At 54.2% G+C, this 17,013-nt stretch carries 15 protein-coding genes; 2 read left to right on the forward strand and 13 right to left on the reverse strand.

Annotated features, from left to right (window positions below; genetic code table 11):
• Positions 1-9 precede the first annotated feature (9 nt).
• From menH to OGX98_RS16865, 5 genes are all read right to left on the reverse strand, one after another.
• On the reverse strand, positions 10-768 hold the full coding sequence (gene menH / locus OGX98_RS16845; RefSeq protein WP_286595618.1) for a 2-succinyl-6-hydroxy-2,4-cyclohexadiene-1-carboxylate synthase: 759 nt from the start codon (positions 766-768) through the stop codon (positions 10-12).
• A complete protein-coding gene (menD, locus tag OGX98_RS16850; RefSeq protein WP_286595619.1) occupies positions 765-2,435 on the reverse strand; it encodes a 2-succinyl-5-enolpyruvyl-6-hydroxy-3-cyclohexene-1-carboxylic-acid synthase in 1,671 nt (556 codons plus the stop codon). Before menD ends, menH begins: the two co-directional genes overlap by 4 nt.
• Before the next feature lie 87 nt (positions 2,436-2,522).
• Entirely contained in the window at positions 2,523-3,821 is a 1,299-nt protein-coding gene (gene menF, locus OGX98_RS16855) for an isochorismate synthase MenF (protein WP_045445548.1), read from the reverse strand.
• 104 nt (positions 3,822-3,925) lie between these two features.
• On the reverse strand, positions 3,926-4,231 hold the full coding sequence (gene elaB / locus OGX98_RS16860) for a stress response protein ElaB (RefSeq protein WP_045445550.1): 306 nt from the start codon (positions 4,229-4,231) through the stop codon (positions 3,926-3,928).
• Positions 4,232-4,284: 53 nt separating this feature from the next.
• Positions 4,285-4,737 (reverse strand): GNAT family N-acetyltransferase, encoded by a 453-nt coding sequence (locus OGX98_RS16865; protein ID WP_045445553.1) that lies wholly within the window; start codon positions 4,735-4,737, stop codon positions 4,285-4,287.
• Positions 4,738-4,805: 68 nt separating this feature from the next.
• Between OGX98_RS16865 and rbn the strand changes: the two genes are divergently transcribed.
• Entirely contained in the window at positions 4,806-5,723 is a 918-nt protein-coding gene (gene rbn, locus OGX98_RS16870) for a ribonuclease BN (RefSeq protein WP_200010207.1), read from the forward strand.
• 63 nt (positions 5,724-5,786) lie between these two features.
• Entirely contained in the window at positions 5,787-6,791 is a 1,005-nt protein-coding gene (locus OGX98_RS16875; protein WP_286595620.1) for a chemotaxis protein, read from the forward strand.
• A gap of 55 nt (positions 6,792-6,846) precedes the next feature.
• On the opposite strand, the gene nuoN is transcribed toward OGX98_RS16875, so the two are convergent.
• The 8 genes from nuoN to nuoG all read right to left on the reverse strand — a co-directional run bounded on the left by nuoN (position 6,847) and on the right by nuoG (position 16,924).
• Positions 6,847-8,304, reverse strand: coding sequence for an NADH-quinone oxidoreductase subunit NuoN (gene nuoN, locus OGX98_RS16880; RefSeq protein ID WP_045445559.1), 1,458 nt, complete (start codon positions 8,302-8,304; stop codon positions 6,847-6,849).
• 6 nt (positions 8,305-8,310) lie between these two features.
• Complete coding sequence (gene nuoM / locus OGX98_RS16885) at positions 8,311-9,840, reverse strand: NADH-quinone oxidoreductase subunit M (protein ID WP_045445562.1); 1,530 nt, start codon at positions 9,838-9,840, stop codon at positions 8,311-8,313.
• A gap of 123 nt (positions 9,841-9,963) precedes the next feature.
• Positions 9,964-11,805, reverse strand: a complete 1,842-nt coding sequence (gene nuoL, locus OGX98_RS16890) for an NADH-quinone oxidoreductase subunit L (protein WP_045445564.1) — start codon at positions 11,803-11,805, stop codon at positions 9,964-9,966.
• Positions 11,802-12,104, reverse strand: coding sequence for an NADH-quinone oxidoreductase subunit NuoK (gene nuoK, locus OGX98_RS16895; protein WP_000612644.1), 303 nt, complete (start codon positions 12,102-12,104; stop codon positions 11,802-11,804). Before nuoK ends, nuoL begins: the two co-directional genes overlap by 4 nt.
• Entirely contained in the window at positions 12,101-12,655 is a 555-nt protein-coding gene (nuoJ, locus tag OGX98_RS16900; protein ID WP_045445570.1) for an NADH-quinone oxidoreductase subunit J, read from the reverse strand. Before nuoJ ends, nuoK begins: the two co-directional genes overlap by 4 nt.
• Before the next feature lie 11 nt (positions 12,656-12,666).
• The gene (nuoI, locus tag OGX98_RS16905) at positions 12,667-13,209 is read right to left on the reverse strand and encodes an NADH-quinone oxidoreductase subunit NuoI (RefSeq protein ID WP_005129470.1); all 543 of its coding nucleotides are present in this window, start codon (positions 13,207-13,209) and stop codon (positions 12,667-12,669) included.
• 14 nt (positions 13,210-13,223) lie between these two features.
• On the reverse strand, positions 13,224-14,201 hold the full coding sequence (gene nuoH, locus OGX98_RS16910) for an NADH-quinone oxidoreductase subunit NuoH (RefSeq protein ID WP_003028063.1): 978 nt from the start codon (positions 14,199-14,201) through the stop codon (positions 13,224-13,226).
• On the reverse strand, positions 14,198-16,924 hold the full coding sequence (gene nuoG, locus OGX98_RS16915) for an NADH-quinone oxidoreductase subunit NuoG (protein ID WP_045449731.1): 2,727 nt from the start codon (positions 16,922-16,924) through the stop codon (positions 14,198-14,200). The genes nuoH and nuoG overlap by 4 nt, the downstream gene beginning before the upstream one ends.
• Positions 16,925-17,013 lie beyond the last annotated feature (89 nt).

The following is a 17,013-nucleotide window of genomic DNA, read 5'->3' on the forward strand; positions in this document are numbered from 1 at the left end:
GTCCTTTAGTCAGCGACGCAGAATCTGAGCCAGACAGTCCACCACGCCTGCGGGATTATCCCGATGCGCGTTGTGTCCGGCGTTACGAATCACATGGTTCGGTACAGACATTTCCGTCGCCAAAGCGCGGAATTTATCGTCACGTTCACCACATAAATAATAAAACGGAAATGTGCACGTAGTGAGTTGCGCACGTAAATCAGGTTGGACGGCAAGCGAGGTAGCCTCCAGCATTGCAGCCAACGTAACACCATTATTATGGCTGCGCAGCGCCACGAGCGCCTGTCGTTGTACAGGGCTTAACGAGGCGAAAACTGGCTGTTGATACCAGTCATTAAACACATCACGCAACGGTTCCCTGCGAAAACGTGCGGCCCAGCGGCCATCTGAGAGACGACGCTGAATCCGCTCATCTTCGCGTTGTAGCCCAGGATGTCCACCTTCAACAACCAATCCGTAAAGTCCCGGCATCCCCTGGCAGGCCGCCATCATCGCGACTCTGCCGCCAAGAGAATATCCCACCAACCAGTAGTTAAGTATGTTGTAACTAAATAAAGTATTACGCAGCAATTCACTGACGTCATCAAAGCCCCTCACGCGAATGTCAGCAGAACCGCCGTGTCCTGGCAGATCGATGTACAATCGCGAGTAGTTTTGAAACGTCTCGCCGACCGTTTGCCATTCCTGACAATCACCTGAGAATCCGTGCAGGAAAACCAGCCAGGGATAACCCGCCTGGCCCTCATTCGCCTGCGCGTGCAGGATCATAGATGGCTCACCTGTGCCAGCAGTTGCTGCAGAGTTTGCGCCCCGTCAGTTTCATTCACTACCAGCTCAATCACCGTTGCAGCAGGGGTTCGCCAGGCATTCGCCAGCGCGCTTTCCAGTTGCTCCCAGCTTTCCGGTCGGTGATATTTCAGGTTGAACATGGCTGCCGCGTGATCAAAGTGGACGTTCTGCGGCATCAGATAGAAGCGTTCGCGTTCGCTTTGTGGCGTTGGCAGTAGTGAGAAAATCTGACCGCCGTTATTATTCACCACAATCAATACGAACGGAGCAGAGACCTTGCGTAATAACGCCAGTGCATTCAGGTCATACAGCGCGGATAAATCGCCGACAATAGCCAGCGTCGATTTCGCGCTGGCGCGTTGTACGCCCGCGGCTGTAGACAACAAACCGTCGATACCGCTCGCCCCACGATTGCTGTAAACCGGATAACCGACAGGAAGCTGCGACAGTGCGTCTATCAGACGCACCACCAGACTATTACCCACAAACAGCTGTCCCTGTTCAGGTAGATAATCCCGAATGCGGTGCGCCAGTTGTGCTTCTCCGAAGGTATCACGACGTGCCACCACCGCTTGCCAGGATTGTTCTGCGAGACGTGGAATCTCCACGCACCAGGGCTGACGCTTCTCAGCCGGATGCAGTTCCAGCCAGTCACTTATCTTCGCGACTAACCGGCGTCCACGATGATGAGCCGGATCCAGACGTCCTTCGATATTATCGACAATCCAGTATTCCTGCGGATCGCAACTGGCCTGCCACTGCAGCAGACGTTTCCCGGTCAGGCTACTGCCGAGCTGCACCACAATCTGCGCCTGCTGTAACTCAGCCACCGCTTTTGCATTACCCAGCCACAGATCGGCACATGGCAACGGTTGCCCGGTTTGCGACAACACATCGCCAATCAGCGGCCAGCCTAACGTCTGCGCCCAGAGTGCAACTTTCTTGCCCTCTTCCGCACTCATGCGACCGGCAATCACCACGCCACGTTTTTGTCGCCAGAAAAACCAGTCACGCTGCTTATCACTTTCCAGCCGACGTGATTCGCTCAGCCACGGTTTGTCATCCTGCCACCAGTCACCAAGGCGCTGTTGCCACTCAACGCCAGTTTCATCCATATCGCCATACAGCGGTTCTGCAAACGGGCAATTTATGTGTACTGCGCCGCTATGCAGTGAGGCTAATGCGTTATCAATGGTGGAAACCAGCCAGCTTGCCGGAATATCCTGCGTTGGACGTGGTAAAGAGAGCGTTTGCGATGGATGTGAGGCAAACATACCCGCCTGGCGAATCGCCTGATTCGCCCCGCAATCAATCAGTTCTGGCGGCCTGTCCGCCGTAAGTAAAATCAGTTTTTCACCGGTCAGACCCGCTTCGATCAGCGCCGGATACAAATTCGCCACTGCCGTGCCGGAGGTCACAATCACTGCAACAGGTTGTCTGCTGACCTTTGCCAGCCCTAAAGCCAGATGCCCAAGCCCACGCTCGTCAAAATGCGTATGGTGTATAAAAGCAGAGTTTTCCGCTGCAGCCAGAGTCAACGGCGTCGAACGTGAGCCAGGCGCAATGCAAACATGCCTGACGCCGTGGCGAGTGAGTGCTTCCAGAATGACCGCCGCCCAGCGTCGGTTAAATGCGCTTACTGACATGAGATTGTCCGGTATCAATATTGCGACACAGTATAAAGAATCGAATAAATGGATTTTTGATATGAGTCGGGAATATACACGAAATCATTATCCTTCCATCTGTAATAAAGTACGTAACCCTGCCGCTTTATTGTCTATTTCCTGCCATTCCTGCTCTGGATCTGAGCCACGCACGATCCCCGCCCCGGCATACAGGCGTACCACGTTTGCATTAATTTTCGCAGAACGTAACGATACGCAAAACTCGCTTTGGCTCAGAGAGAGATATCCCGCAGATCCGGCATACCATTCGCGTTCAAAAGGTTCATGATGCTGGATAAACTCGCGCGCCAGCTCGCGCGGAATACCTGCCACGGCGGCCGTCGGCTGTAGCTGCATCAGGCAAAGCGCGTCATCTGGCTGATTCAATGCCGTCCAGATACAACGCCGCAAATGCTGCACTTTGCGTAATCTAAGCACCTGCGGGGGAAGCACGTCGAGCGTTTGCGTGCAGTTCTGTAACCGCTGGCAGATATCTTCCACCACCAGCATATTCTCACGCTGGTTTTTATCATCTTTCATTAGCCATTCACCAAGCTGCCAGGCCCGGTGATCGTCAGGATGATTAGCGACAGTTCCGGCCAGCGCTTCGGTACGCAAAGCGGTGTCACGCCGCCGCCACAGGCGTTCGGGAGACGAACCAAGAAAAGCGCATTCGGCGGAGAATGCCATAAAGAAATGGTAGCAGTTGAGGTTTAAACGACGGCTTGAAGCCATTACCGCTGCGGCATGCACCGGATGAGAGAACTGTAAATCGGTGGCCCTCGCCAGCACCACTTTATCGAGATCTTCTCTGGCGATGGTTTGCGTGGCAAGTTCAATCAGGCGTGTCCAGCCAGCTTTATCAGGCCAGTGCTGTTCACCGGTCAAATTCAGGCGCAATGTGGGAAGTGGCTTAACACTGGCAAGTGCTGAGAGAAATGCGCCAGCACGCGCAGCATCTTCGCGCAGAGAAACATCACTATAAAGATGTAACCGTAAAGTCGCCATTCCTGCGCAGCGTCGCCACTCCAGACGGGGTAACAGTAGATTACCGCGTTGAGGCTCGAACGCATTCAATCCCCAGATCCGTAGTTCTGGATTATCTTCATGCTGGCGTAAAAACTGCTGGGCAGATTCGAGAGAAGAGAATGTGGCGGTAGCTCCCAGCACAGCAGCTTCTTCATCACCGTTACGCTGCTGCCAGTAAAACTGCGGCCAGACGGGTTGGCTGGCCAGCCATCCTAAAGCGTCAAATGCATCGTTCAGCGGGAAAGGTATATCGTAAATACGAATTCCAGGTGCTGCTGGTATCTCTTGCGACAAATGGCGCATCAGACTTTCCAGCGCAGTAGTGATTGAATGCACGCGGACCTCTCCCTGTTAAAAACCTCTCATTATACGGGGTACTGAACAGAAAAAGCAGTACCCCCGTTTAGGGAGTACTTACTATTGCGAAGAGGGTGCTGAATTTATCGCCGTGCCAACAATAAACCCATCACTAAACCGACCGTTGCGCCGACGCCAATCCCACGCCAGGGCTTTTCATGTACATAGTCATCAGCCCGGCAAACTGCCTGCTTCGCGCGATAATAATAGCTGTCAGAGGCATGGCTTACGCGATTTCTCACATCCTCCAGCGCCTGCTCAGCGCGCGCTTTTAACTCAAGATACTTCTGGTCAGCAGGATCACCCGATGAACGCAGCACTTCTTCCAGCGTTTCACTGAGTAGTTCCAGGTCGTCGTCAATACGTGATTCATCAGAACGAAAAGACATTATATTCTCCCTTTCTATTTACGTATCCACTAACTATAGACAACAGTGGCTATTTACGCCTCACGCGCCATGCCTATGTGTGGGATACCATCTTCGTCATAGATATCCGTTACCGGCATAAAACCAAAGCGTGCGTAAAAGGATTGCAGATGTGCCTGTGCGCCGAGATATAACGCCTTGTGCGGCCAGTGCTGCGAGCACGATGCCAACGTCTGCGCCATCAGCTGTTGACCCAGTTTTTCACCACGTAACGCTTCGCTTACGATCACTCGACCAATCACTACCGGCTCCAGATCCTCGTCACTTTTCAGAATCCTCGCATACGCTACCAGTTGACCGTTATACCACCCCAGAATATGACGGTTTTCACCCACCAGATCATCGCCGTCCACATCCTGATACGGACACTGTTGCTCAACGACAAACACCGCGCAGCGAAGCTGAAGAATGGCATACAGTTGCTGGACGTTCAGTTCTGTATGGTGGAGATCTTGCCAGTGAATCATTGTCTGCCCCTTTGTTGTGATAACCTGAACACCCTGCCTCAATGATGGCGAAAAGTGTAACGCAAAAGATGGAATTACTATTTTTAGGCACGTCTGCGGGTGTTCCCACTCGCTCACGCAATGTAACGGCAATACTACTGAATCTGCAACATCCCACGCAGGCGGGGCTATGGCTTTTCGATTGCGGCGAAGGGACGCAGCACCAGATGCTTAGTACACCGTTTAATCCGGGAAAGCTCGAGCGAATTTTTATCAGCCATCTGCATGGCGATCACCTCTTTGGCTTACCCGGGCTATTGTGTAGCCGTTCGATGGCCGGAAACGTTCAGCCACTGACACTCTACGGTCCGAAAGGATTACGGGAGTTTACCGAGACCGCATTACGCCTTAGCGGCTCCTGGACCGATTATCCGCTGGAGATTGTGGAAGTTACCGCGGGTGAAATTCTGGATGATGGCTTGCGGAAAGTTACCGCGTTCGCACTGGAACACCCTGTGGAGTGTTACGGCTATCGGGTCGAAGAACATGACAAACCCGGCGCGCTTGACGCTAAAGCACTAAAGGCTGCGGGTGTGAAACCGGGTCCCTGGTTTCAGGAACTGAAAGCCGGAAAGAGCATCGTGCTGGAAGATGGCCGCTCGATTAACGGTGCAGATTTTCTCGCGCCGGCAATACCGGGCAAATCTGTTGCTATTTTCGGCGATACCGCACCGTGTGCTACCGCCATCGAGCTGGCAAAAGGTGTGGATGTCATGATTCATGAAACCACGCTGGATTCGTCGATGGAGGAAAAAGCCAACAGCCGTGGGCACAGCTCTACCCGACAAGCCGCTCAGTTGGCTCTGGAGGCCGGAGTGAGCCGTTTGATAATAACCCACGTCAGCTCACGCTACGATGAAAAAGGCTGCCAGCGTTTGCTCGAAGAGTGCAGAACCCTGTTTCCGGCGACCGAACTGGCTCACGATTTCGCCATTTTCACGGTTTAGTGCTCTATTTTTTCGCCTCAGTGCCGATAACAGAGAAAAGCTGGCTTTCACACTGAGGACAGGATGAACAATTTTCAAAAAGACATCGACGACAGGACAAACCTAACCCTGTCTAACCGCTTTGAACTGTTGCTGTTTCGTCTGGGCACATCACTGGATGAGCAAAAATCGGAGCTGTTTGGCATCAACGTATTCAAGCTGCGTGAAATCGTCCCGATGCCCACGTTTACGCGTCCGGCTGGCATGAAAGCCCCGCTGTTAGGTATGGTGAATATCCGTGATCAGGTGATCCCGGTAATTGACCTGCCAGCCGTTGCCGGATGTAAACCAGAAACCGGTCTTAATATCCTGTTGATTACTGAATACGCCCGCAGCGTGCAGGCATTTGCGGTGGAATCCGTGGAAAACATTATGCGCCTGGACTGGCAGCAGGTGCATACTGCGGAGAAAGCTGTTAACGGTCGCTATATCACCAGTATCGCCTGTCTGGACGACAATAAAGAGACCAACAACCTGGCGCTGGTACTCGACGTTGAACAAATCCTGTATGACATCGTGCCGTCAAATCACGATCTGCGTGCCACCAATCTTAAAACCAGTAAGTTCAATATCACACCGGGTGCGGTAGCGATTGTTGCAGAAGACTCAAAAGTCGCCCGCGCGATGCTGGAGAAAGGGCTTAATGCCATGGAAATCCCCCATCTGATGCATGTGACGGGCAAAGACGCGTGGGAAAAAATACAGCAACTGTCTCAGGAGGCCCTGGCGGAAGGTAAACCCATCAGCGAGAAAATCGCCCTGGTGCTCACCGATCTGGAAATGCCGGAGATGGACGGTTTTACACTCACCCGCAAGATTAAAACCGATGAGCGTCTGAAAAAGATCCCGGTAGTGATCCACTCTTCACTCTCCGGTAGTGCAAATGAAGATCACGTTCGCAGAGTAAAGGCAGATGGCTACGTGGCAAAATTTGAGATTAACGAGCTGTCTTCTGTGATTCAGGAACTGATGGAGCGCGCGGCGAAAGACGTCAGCGGACCGCTGGTAAGTCGTCAGCTTTCAGCCTGATATTTGCTGCATAAAAAAACCCGCCGAGGCGGGTTTTTTCGTTTCAACTTTTCGCTTACATCAGCGGTGCTGCCAACTGCACGATGCTGATCAACGGTTGCGGGTAGACACCGAGGATCAGAACCAGCAGAGCAGAGATCAGTACCACGATACCACCAGCACTGTACTGCCAGTTAGACGGTGCATCACGGTTAAGCTGCTGCGGTGCGCTCAGGTACAGGCTCACGGCAACACGCAGGTAGTAGTACAAACCAATCGCGGACCCGACGACTACTGCGGCAACCAACCACCACAGGTTGGCCTGCACACCAACTGCCAGTACGTAGAATTTACCGATAAAGCCCAGCGTCATCGGGATCCCCGCCAGAGACAACATCATCACCGTCATCACTGCCGCAAGGATCGGACGATGCCAGAACAACCCACGGTAAGAGAACAGAGAATCGGCATCCGGGCCGCGGTACGGGCTGGACATCAGGCTGACCACACCAAACGCACCCAGGCTGCTGAACAGATAACCAGCCAGGTAAACGCCGACCGCTTCCATCGACATCTCACCGCTTTGCAGAGCAATCAGCGCCACCAGCAGATAACCGAGGTGAGAGATAGAAGAATAACCCAGCAGACGTTTGATGTTGGTCTGGCTCAGCGCCATCAGGTTACCGAAGATAATAGAAGCAAAGGCGATGACACCCAGCACGATACGTACCGCTTCGCTGTCACCCACCGGCGCGTACAGGAACAAACGCATTACCACGCCGAAGATAGCGATTTTGCTCGCCGTCGCCAGGAAGGTGGATACCGGAGCAGGAGCGCCCTGGTATACGTCTGGCGTCCACAGATGGAACGGCACCAGCGAGAGTTTAAAGCCCAGACCAACGATCATCAGACCAAAACCGGCCAGCAGCAGCGGTTCGTTCAGCATACCATCGCCGAGACTCTTACCGAGCGCAACAAACGACAGGTTGCCCGACTGCGCGTACACCAGCGCCATACCGAACAGCAGGAATGAAGAGGCTGCGGCAGACAGGATGGTGTATTTGATACTGGCTTCCAGCGAACGCTTCTGACGGAACGCATAGCCAACCAGACCAAACAGCGGCAGAGAGATCAGTTCGATACCGAGGAACAGCGCCGCCAGATGGTTGGCGTTCGCCAGCAGAATGCCACCTAGCGCGGCAATCAACACCAGCAGGTAGAACTCTTCCCGGTTATCGTCATAGCCTTCCAGCCACGGGTAGGCAAAGGTACAGGTGGCAAGGCTCGCCAGCAGCACCAGCCCGGTGTAGAGCATAGCGAAACCGTCAACCCGCATCAGCGGGGTGACATCCATTGCGCCCGCCTGGCCAACAAACCAGAGCGAAACCAGCGCGGCGTTAAGCCCAATGACCGACAGCGTGGCATTGAGGAAGTGATTGCGTCGCCACGCAATGGAGAGCATCACAACCACCACCGTCAAGCCGACGATCAGCAGCGGTAGCAGCGCAATCAGGTGTTGTGGAGTTATTGTCATGGCGATTTACGGCCTTGTAGTAGTAACGGAATTAACAAACCACTGCTGGATGTTGCTCATCGCAGAATGCGAGGTATCCAGAATCGGCTGCGGATAGAAGCCAAGCAGTACCAGAAGCACGACCAGCAACAGGATGATAAACAGCTCACGCAGCGACATCCCTGGCAGTTCAACACTGGCAATCTGGCTTTTCGCCTTACCGAAGTAAGCGCGATGCAGCATCGCCAGCGAGTAAACAGAGGCAAATACCAGACCAAAGGTCGAGATCACCGTAATGACCGGAACCACCTGGTAGCTGCCGAACAGAATCATGAATTCGCCAACGAAGTTACCGGTGCCTGGCATACCCAGCGTACATACCGCGAAGAACATCGACAGCGCTGGCAGCCATTTCATTTTGCCCCACAGACCGCCCATCATACGCATATCACGCGTATGCAGACGTTCGTACAACTGACCACACAGAATGAACAGACCGGCTGCGGACAGGCCGTGAGCGATCATCTGGATCACCGCGCCCTGGTAAGCCAGTTGGCTGCCGGTGTAGATAGCAATCAGCACGAAGCCCATGTGCGATACAGAGGTGTAGGCAATCAGACGTTTGATGTCGTACTGATTAAAGGCCATCCACGCGCCGTAGAAAATACCGATAACGCCCAGCCACATGGCGATAGGTGCGAACTCCGCCGACGCGTTCGGGAACAGCGGCAGGGAGAAACGCAGCAGACCGTATGCCGCTGTTTTCAGCAAAATCCCCGCCAGGTCAACGGAACCTGCGGTCGGTGCCTGGGAGTGCGCGTCCGGCAACCAGCCGTGCAGCGGAACCACCGGCATTTTCACCGCGAAGGCGATGAAGAAGCCCAGCATCAGCAGATATTCCACGCCGTGGGACATCGGGGTATTCAGCAACTCTTCATAGTTGAAGGTCCAGACACCGGTTGCTTTGTAGTGCACAAATACCAGAGCCAGGATGGCGATCAACATGACCAGGCCACTCGCCTGGGTATAGATGAAGAACTTAGTGGCCGCCGTGATACGCGTTTTACCGTCAGAAGCTTTATGCCCCCACAGCGCGATCAGGAAGTACATCGGCACCAGCATCATTTCCCAGAAGAAGAAGAACAGGAACATGTCGATGGCAAGGAACACGCCAATTACGCCGCCGAGGATCCACATCAGGTTCAGGTGGAAGAAGCCCTGGTATTTTTCGATTTCATTCCAGGAACACAGTACCGCCAGAACGCCGAGCAGACCGGTCAGCACTACCATCAGCAGCGACAGACCGTCGATAGCCAGATGAATAGAGATGCCAAAGCGCGGGATCCACGGCACGACGAACTCAGACTGCCACTGCGGAATGCCAGCAGATTGCGTCAGTGAATAGCCGCCCTGCAACCACAGTTGCAGGCCAAGCGCCAGCGTCAATCCCATGGTAACCAGCGCGATCCAGCGCGGCACCTTCACGCCAAAGCGTTCGGTCTGCCAGCACAGGAAGCCACCGATAAAGGGAATTAATATTAGCCAGGGTAGTAACATGGCGATCTTTATTCCTTGTTAAAGTCCCAACAGGACCTGATTTTCAACGAATTCTCACGACAGAAAATTCACTTCGGATTGCGGTTTTAACGCCACCGGGCAAAACAACCGCAATCCTCAAACTCAACGCAGTACCATCAACAGTGCCAGCACGACAACCGCGCCAATGCTCATGGATGCAACATACCAGCGCAAATAGCCATTTTCGCTCAACAGCAGGCCTTTACCTGCGAAGCGAGACAGGATCGCCGGAATGTTCATCATCGAGTTCATTGGATCGCGTTTCAGCAACCAGGCTATGCCCAGGAACGGCTTGACGAATACTTTGTCATACAGCCAGTCAAAGCCCCAGGCGTTATACCACCAGGTTCCCAGCAGGCGACCCGGCGCACTGTTGGCAATTGAGGTCACCAGAGTACGTTTACCCAACCACAGCCAGGCTGCAATCAGGATGCCCGCAATCGCTACGATGCCGGAGGTAATTTCCAGCGTCATCACGCGACCATGCTCAAGCTCAGTTGTTGCCGGGAGCACGCCATGCAGCGGAGGCACAATCAACGCACCAACGAAGGTGGACAGGATCATAAGTACAATCAGCGGCAGGTGGTGGGTAATCCCCTTCCCTGCGTGAGCGTGAATTTGTTCTTTCCCGTGGAACACGATGAAAATCATACGGAAGGTGTACAGAGAGGTCATAAACGCGCCGACCAGACCTGCAACCATCAGATTGATATGACCGTTCGCCATCGCACCGGCAAGAATCTCATCCTTACTGAAGAAGCCCGCGGTAATCAGCGGCAGAGCCGACAGCGCTGCGCCACCGACCAGGAAGCAGAGATACACCAGCGGAATAGACTTACGCAGGCCGCCCATCTTGAAGATGTTCTGTTCGTGGTGGCAGGCAAGGATAACCGAGCCGGATGCCAGGAACAGCAGTGCTTTAAAGAAGGCGTGCGTCATCAGATGGAAAATCGCCGCATCCCACGCCTGAACACCAAGCGCCAGGAACATGTAGCCAATCTGGCTCATGGTGGAATAGGCGAGAACGCGTTTGATGTCGGTCTGCACCAGCGCCGCGAAACCTGCCAGCACCAGCGTAATAGCTCCGATAATCCCAACCAGGTGCAGGATTTCCGGCGTCATCAGGAACAGGCCGTGGGTACGCGCAATCAGGTAAACACCCGCGGTAACCATCGTTGCGGCGTGGATCAACGCGGAAACAGGCGTCGGGCCAGCCATCGCGTCAGCAAGCCAGGTCTGCAACGGCAACTGCGCCGATTTACCTACCGCACCGCCCAGCAGCATCAGCGTTGCCCACATCAGCATGTTATTGCCATCTGCAAAGTGCGCAGGCGCCAGTTCAACCATTTCGCGGAAGTTCAGCGTGCCCAGCTCGTTGTAGAGGATGAACAGCGCGAACGCCAGGAACACGTCACCGACACGGGTCACCACGAAGGCTTTCATTGCCGCAGCGCCATTCTTCGGATCGGTGTAGTAGAAACCGATCAGCAGATAGGAGCACAGGCCCACGCCTTCCCAACCGAGGTACATCAACAACAGGTTATCAGCCAGTACCAAAACAACCATACTGGCGATAAACAGGTTGGTGTAGGCGAAGAAACGAGAGTATCCCTCTTCACCGCGCATATACCAGGAAGCAAACATGTGGATCAGGAAACCCACGCCGGTCACAACAGAAAGCATGGTCAGTGACAGGCCGTCCAGCACCAGGTTGAAACCGATGTTAAAGTTGCCAACAGACATCCACGTCCACAGCGGAACGCTAAATGCCTGTTTACCGTTGGCGAAGAAATCCACGCCAACAAACGCAGTCACCAGCGCTGCCAGGCCAATCGACCCAACCCCTACGGTAGCGGACAGATTTTCTGACCAACGACCACGAGAAAACGCCAGTAATACAAAGCCAATAAATGGCAGAAGAATGGTTAAGGCAAGCATGTTCATCCACGCATCTCACTTACTGAATCGATGTTCAGGTTCTGGCGACGGCGATGAAGTTGCAGTAACAGCGCAAGTCCGATGCTCGCTTCAGCAGCCGCGAGACTGATGGCGAGGATATACATCACCTGACCATCGGTCTGGCCCCAGTAGCTACCCGCGACCACAAAGGCCAGCGCAGAAGCGTTAATCATGATTTCCAGCCCGATCAGCATAAACAGCAGATTGCGGCGGATAACCAGACCGGTTAAGCCCAGCACGAATAAAATCGCAGCGAGGATCAATCCATGTTGTAAGGGGATCATGCGTGCTCCTCCGTTTTTCTTTTCGCGCGATCGTCGGTGCGGTTGCTCAGCACTTCACCCATACGCTCTTCGCGACCGACGTGGAAGGCCACAACCAGACCAGCCAACAGCAGCATCGAAGCCAACTCAACCGCCAGAACATAAGGTCCGAACAGGGAAATACCGACTGCTTTCGCGCTGATTGGCGTACCGTCGATGCCCTGATCATTAACACCCAGAATGGCGTAAACGATGACCACCAGCATGATGGCCGACAGAATTGCCGGACCAATCCATACTTGTGGTTTCAGCCACTGACGTTCCTGTTCAATTTCAGAACCGCCGAGGTTCAGCATCATTACCACGAACACGAACAGCACCATGATGGCGCCCGCATAAACGATAATTTCCAGCGCACCCGCAAAGTAAGCACCTAACGAGAAGAACACCCCAGAAATCGCCAGCAGCGAAATAATCAGATACAGCAGTGCGTGTACCGGATTGGTATGGGTGATCACCCGCAAGGTTGCGAGAATGGCTATCAGGCCACAGATATAAAAAGCGAACTCCATTGCCCCTCTCCTTACGGTAACAGGCTCTTGACGTCGATAGGCTTGGCTTCGTTCTCAGCTTCGCCTTTATCTTTGCCGTCGATTGCCATACCTGCCATCCGGTAGAAGTTATATTCCGGGTATTTGCCCGGACCGGAGATCAGCAGATCCTCTTTCTCGTAAACCAGGTCCTGGCGCTTGTACTCACCCAGTTCAAAGTCTGGGGTAAGCTGAATTGCCGTTGTCGGACAGGCTTCTTCGCACAGGCCACAGAAAATGCAGCGTGAGAAGTTAATGCGGAAAAACTCCGGATACCAGCGGCCATCTTTGGTCTCCGCTTTTTGCAGAGAGATACAACCTACCGGACAGGCTACCGCACACAGGTTACAGGCAACGCAACGTTCTTCACCGTCAGGATCGCGCGTCAGCACGATACGTCCGCGAAAACGGGGTGGTAGATAGACCGGCTCTTCCGGGTACATCTGCGTTTCGCGTTTCGCGAACGCATGCAGGCCGATCATCCAGATACTGCGTACCTGGGTGCCGAAGCCTACTAACAATTCTTTTAAGGTCATGGTCTTTGTGTCCCTTATTGCGCCTGCCAGAGAATGACAGCCGCCGTTACCAGCAAGTTGACGAGCGTCAGCGGCAGGCAGACTTTCCAGCCGAAGGACATTACCTGGTCATAACGAGGACGCGGTAACGACGCACGAATCAAAATGAACATCATCATGAAGAACGCGGTTTTCAGCGCGAACCAGACGAATGGCGGTAAGAACGGGCCATGCCAGCCACCGAAGAACAAGGTAACCATCAGCGCAGAAATGGTGACGATACCGATGTACTCACCCACAAAGAACAGACCGAATTTCATACCGGAGTATTCAATGTGGTAACCATCGGCCAGTTCCTGCTCGGCTTCCGGCTGGTCAAACGGATGACGGTGACACACCGCCACACCCGCGATGGCAAAGGTGACAAAACCAAAGAACTGCGGAATAACGTTCCAGATATCAGCCTGGTTATTGACGATGTCGGTCATATTGAATGAACCGGCTTGCGCCACCACGCCCATCAGGGAAAGTCCGAGAAACACTTCGTAACTGAGCGTCTGCGCAGAAGCACGCATCGCACCCAGCAGCGAGTATTTGTTGTTGCTTGACCAACCGGCGAACAGTACCGCGTAAACGGCCAGACCTGCCATCATCAGGAAGAACAGGATCCCGATGTTCAGATCAGCAACCACCCAGTTCGGGCTGACTGGCACAATTGCAAAAGCCAGCAACAGAGAGGTGAAGGCGATCATCGGTGCCAGAGTAAAGATGACGCGATCCGAGAATTTCGGGATCCAGTCTTCTTTAAAGAACATTTTGATCATGTCCGCGACCAGCTGGAGCGAACCGCCCCAGCCAACACGGTTCGGTCCGTAACGATTCTGGAACAGACCCAGCAGACGACGTTCACCAAAGCTCATGAATGCCCCGCAGGTGACCACCACCAGCAGGATCACTACCGCTTTGAGAATGCTCAGCAGGATCTCAATCAGATCGGGGGTAATCCAACTCATTGTTGTGCCTCCTGCAGATCCTCAAGACGCGCGCCTGCCAGTACCGGTGCGATGCCAGGCATACCCATCGGCAAACCAACCTGCCCTGCCGATAATCCTTCAGAGATTTCAACCGGCAGTGTCACCGTATTGCCATCGTAGCTAAAGGAAACTCGCGTACCGACATTTACGCCCAACTTCGCGGCATCCGCCGGGTTGAGTTTGATGTACGGCTGCGGCATGCGCGTCTGGAAGACCGGTGCGCGCTGGGACATTTCGTCGCTGCCAAACAGATGATAGTAAGGTGCAATACGCCACTGACCATCCTGCGCCTGGAAGCTCGCCGGAACGGTAGTGAAGTAGTCCAGACCGCCTTCTGACGCTTCAATCAGACGCACACCCGGATCGCCATGACGCAGTTTACCGCCCACTTCATCCTGGAACTTGTTCCACGCTTGCGGGGAGTTCCAGCCTGGAGCCCAGGCAAACGGAATCTGTGAACGCGGCGCATCCGGCTGGTTGTTCCCTTCCATTGAGAAAGCGAACATGGTGTCTTTATCCTGCGGCTGACGCGGTTCGTGTACGCTGATGTTGGCGCGCATTGCGGTACGACCGCTGTAACGGTGCGGCTCACGTGCCAGTTTCTGTCCACGGATGCGGAAGCTCGCGTCCGGCGCAGCATCTTTGATACCTGCCAGCTGCGGCAGTGCGGCAACGGCAGCGTCAATAACGTGATCGAGTTGCGTCCAGTCCACTTCGCGGTTTTGCACAGTGCTGTGCAACGAATGCAGCCAACGCCAGCTCTCCAGCATAATCGTTTTGCTGTCGTAGTAGGACGGGTCATACACCTGGAAGAAGCGCTGTGCGCGACCTTCGTTGTTGATGACCGTACCATCGCTCTCAGCAAAGCTTGCGGCAGAAAGCACCAGGTGAGCATTTTCCATGATCGCCGTACGTTGATGGTCAACAACCATCACCAGAGGCGCTTTCGCCAGTGCGGCGTTAACGCGAGTCGCACTTGCATGACGATGCAGGTCATTTTCCAGCACCACCACCGCGTCAGCACGACCGGTTTCCAGCTCAGTCAGCGCATCCTCAAGAGATCCGCCGCCAATCATGCCCAGACCCATACTGTTCACGGAGCGAGCAATCATGGTAATGCCTACGTCAGCGCCGCGACCTTTCAGCGCCTTCGCCACGTTAGCCGCCGCCTGAATCACTTCTGCGCTACCGGCGTTAGTACCGGAGATAATCAGCGGTTTCTTAGCACCAGCCAGAGCCTGAACGATGACGTCGATTTTGTTCTGCAGGTCACGGTCGATGCCCTCAACCGCTGGCGCGTTGTTATCCAACGCATGAGCGATAGCAAAACCTAACCGCGCCTGATCTTCAACCGGCGCACGGTAAGTCCATGCTGCGATATCATCCAGACGAGTGCTGTCAACGTTGGTCACGAACAGCGGATGCTTGGCTCGCTGACCGATATTAAGGATTGCCGCAATCTGCCAGTCAGCGACTTTTTGCGCCGCAGCCATCTCACGGGCTTTGCCTTTCACAGCCTGACGAACCGCCAGCGCAACACGCGCGCCGGTCTGGGTAACATCTTCGCCCAGTACCAGTACCGCATCATACGATTCGATATCGCGCAGTGCAGGCGTATGAATACCACCGTCACGCAGCACGCTCAGTGCCAGTTGCAGACGTTCCAGTTCGCCCTGAGCAATACCGGTATAAAAGTTTTCCGCACCCACCAGTTCACGCAGCGCGAAGTTGCTCTCGACGCTGGCTCGTGGGGAACCGATGCCGATGACTTTCTTCGACTGACGCAGAATATCCGCCGCGCCCTGCATCGCCTGCTCGGCATTAAGGGTAATCAGATCATCGCCGCGACGCTGTACCGGCTGACGCGGACGGTCTTTCAGGTTCACGTAACCATAGCCAAAACGACCACGGTCGCAGAGGAAGTAGTGGTTAACGGTACCGTTGTAGCGGTTTTCGATTCTACGCAGTTCACCGTAGCGCTCACCCGGGCTGGTGTTACAGCCAATGGAGCATTGCTGGCAGATGCTTGGCGCAAACTGCATGTCCCATTTACGGTTATAACGCTCGGAGTGCGTTTTATCAGTGAATACGCCGGTCGGGCAGATCTCTACCAGGTTGCCGGAGAATTCGCTTTCAAGCGTACCGTCTTCCGGGCGACCGAAGTAGACGTTGTCATGTGCGCCATATACGCCCAGATCCGCGCCATCTGCATAATCTTTGTAGTAGCGTACGCAGCGGTAGCAGGCAATGCAGCGGTTCATTTCGTGAGAGATGAATGGCCCCAGATCCTGGTTGCGGTGAGTACGCTTAGTGAAGCGGTAGCGACGGAAGCTATGACCTGTCATTACAGTCATATCCTGAAGGTGGCAGTTCCCCCCCTCTTCGCAGACCGGACAGTCATGTGGGTGGTTAGTCATCAACCATTCCACCACGCTCTCACGGAACTGTTTCGCTTCTTCGTCGTCAATAGAAATAAAGGTGCCTTCGGTGGCCGGTGTCATACAAGACATCACCAGGCGACCACGCGTGTCTTCCGCGTTTTGGTATTGCTTCACCGCACACTGGCGGCAAGCACCGACGCTTCCCAGCGCCGGGTGCCAGCAAAAGTACGGAATATCAAGGCCGAGAGACAGACAAGCTTCCAGCAGGTTGTCCGCTCCGTTGACCTCATATTCTTTGCCGTCTACATGAATCGTAGCCATAGTCAGCATGCTTCCAGTTGGCCTAAATAACCTTCATCCTTCACACTCTGGCTGTATTGGCTGCCATCGCTCCCCCAGTCATTTAGTTC

This window comes from Citrobacter sp. Cm046, from assembly GCF_030333065.1.
In the GTDB taxonomy this organism is placed as follows: domain Bacteria; phylum Pseudomonadota; class Gammaproteobacteria; order Enterobacterales; family Enterobacteriaceae; genus Citrobacter; species Citrobacter murliniae.

Coding starts and splice junctions, on each gene's coding strand:
- menH (WP_286595618.1), bottom strand. CDS start 768: ATGATCCTGCACGCGCAGGCGAATGAGGGCCAGGCGGGTTATCCCTGG.
- menD (WP_286595619.1), bottom strand. CDS start 2,435: ATGTCAGTAAGCGCATTTAACCGACGCTGGGCGGCGGTCATTCTGGAA.
- elaB (WP_045445550.1), bottom strand. CDS start 4,231: ATGTCTTTTCGTTCTGATGAATCACGTATTGACGACGACCTGGAACTA.
- OGX98_RS16865 (WP_045445553.1), bottom strand. CDS start 4,737: ATGATTCACTGGCAAGATCTCCACCATACAGAACTGAACGTCCAGCAA.
- rbn (WP_200010207.1), top strand. CDS start 4,806: ATGGAATTACTATTTTTAGGCACGTCTGCGGGTGTTCCCACTCGCTCA.
- OGX98_RS16875 (WP_286595620.1), top strand. CDS start 5,787: ATGAACAATTTTCAAAAAGACATCGACGACAGGACAAACCTAACCCTG.
- nuoN (WP_045445559.1), bottom strand. CDS start 8,304: ATGACAATAACTCCACAACACCTGATTGCGCTGCTACCGCTGCTGATC.
- nuoM (WP_045445562.1), bottom strand. CDS start 9,840: ATGTTACTACCCTGGCTAATATTAATTCCCTTTATCGGTGGCTTCCTG.
- nuoL (WP_045445564.1), bottom strand. CDS start 11,805: ATGAACATGCTTGCCTTAACCATTCTTCTGCCATTTATTGGCTTTGTA.
- nuoK (WP_000612644.1), bottom strand. CDS start 12,104: ATGATCCCCTTACAACATGGATTGATCCTCGCTGCGATTTTATTCGTG.
- nuoJ (WP_045445570.1), bottom strand. CDS start 12,655: ATGGAGTTCGCTTTTTATATCTGTGGCCTGATAGCCATTCTCGCAACC.
- nuoI (WP_005129470.1), bottom strand. CDS start 13,209: ATGACCTTAAAAGAATTGTTAGTAGGCTTCGGCACCCAGGTACGCAGT.
- nuoH (WP_003028063.1), bottom strand. CDS start 14,201: ATGAGTTGGATTACCCCCGATCTGATTGAGATCCTGCTGAGCATTCTC.
- nuoG (WP_045449731.1), bottom strand. CDS start 16,924: ATGGCTACGATTCATGTAGACGGCAAAGAATATGAGGTCAACGGAGCG.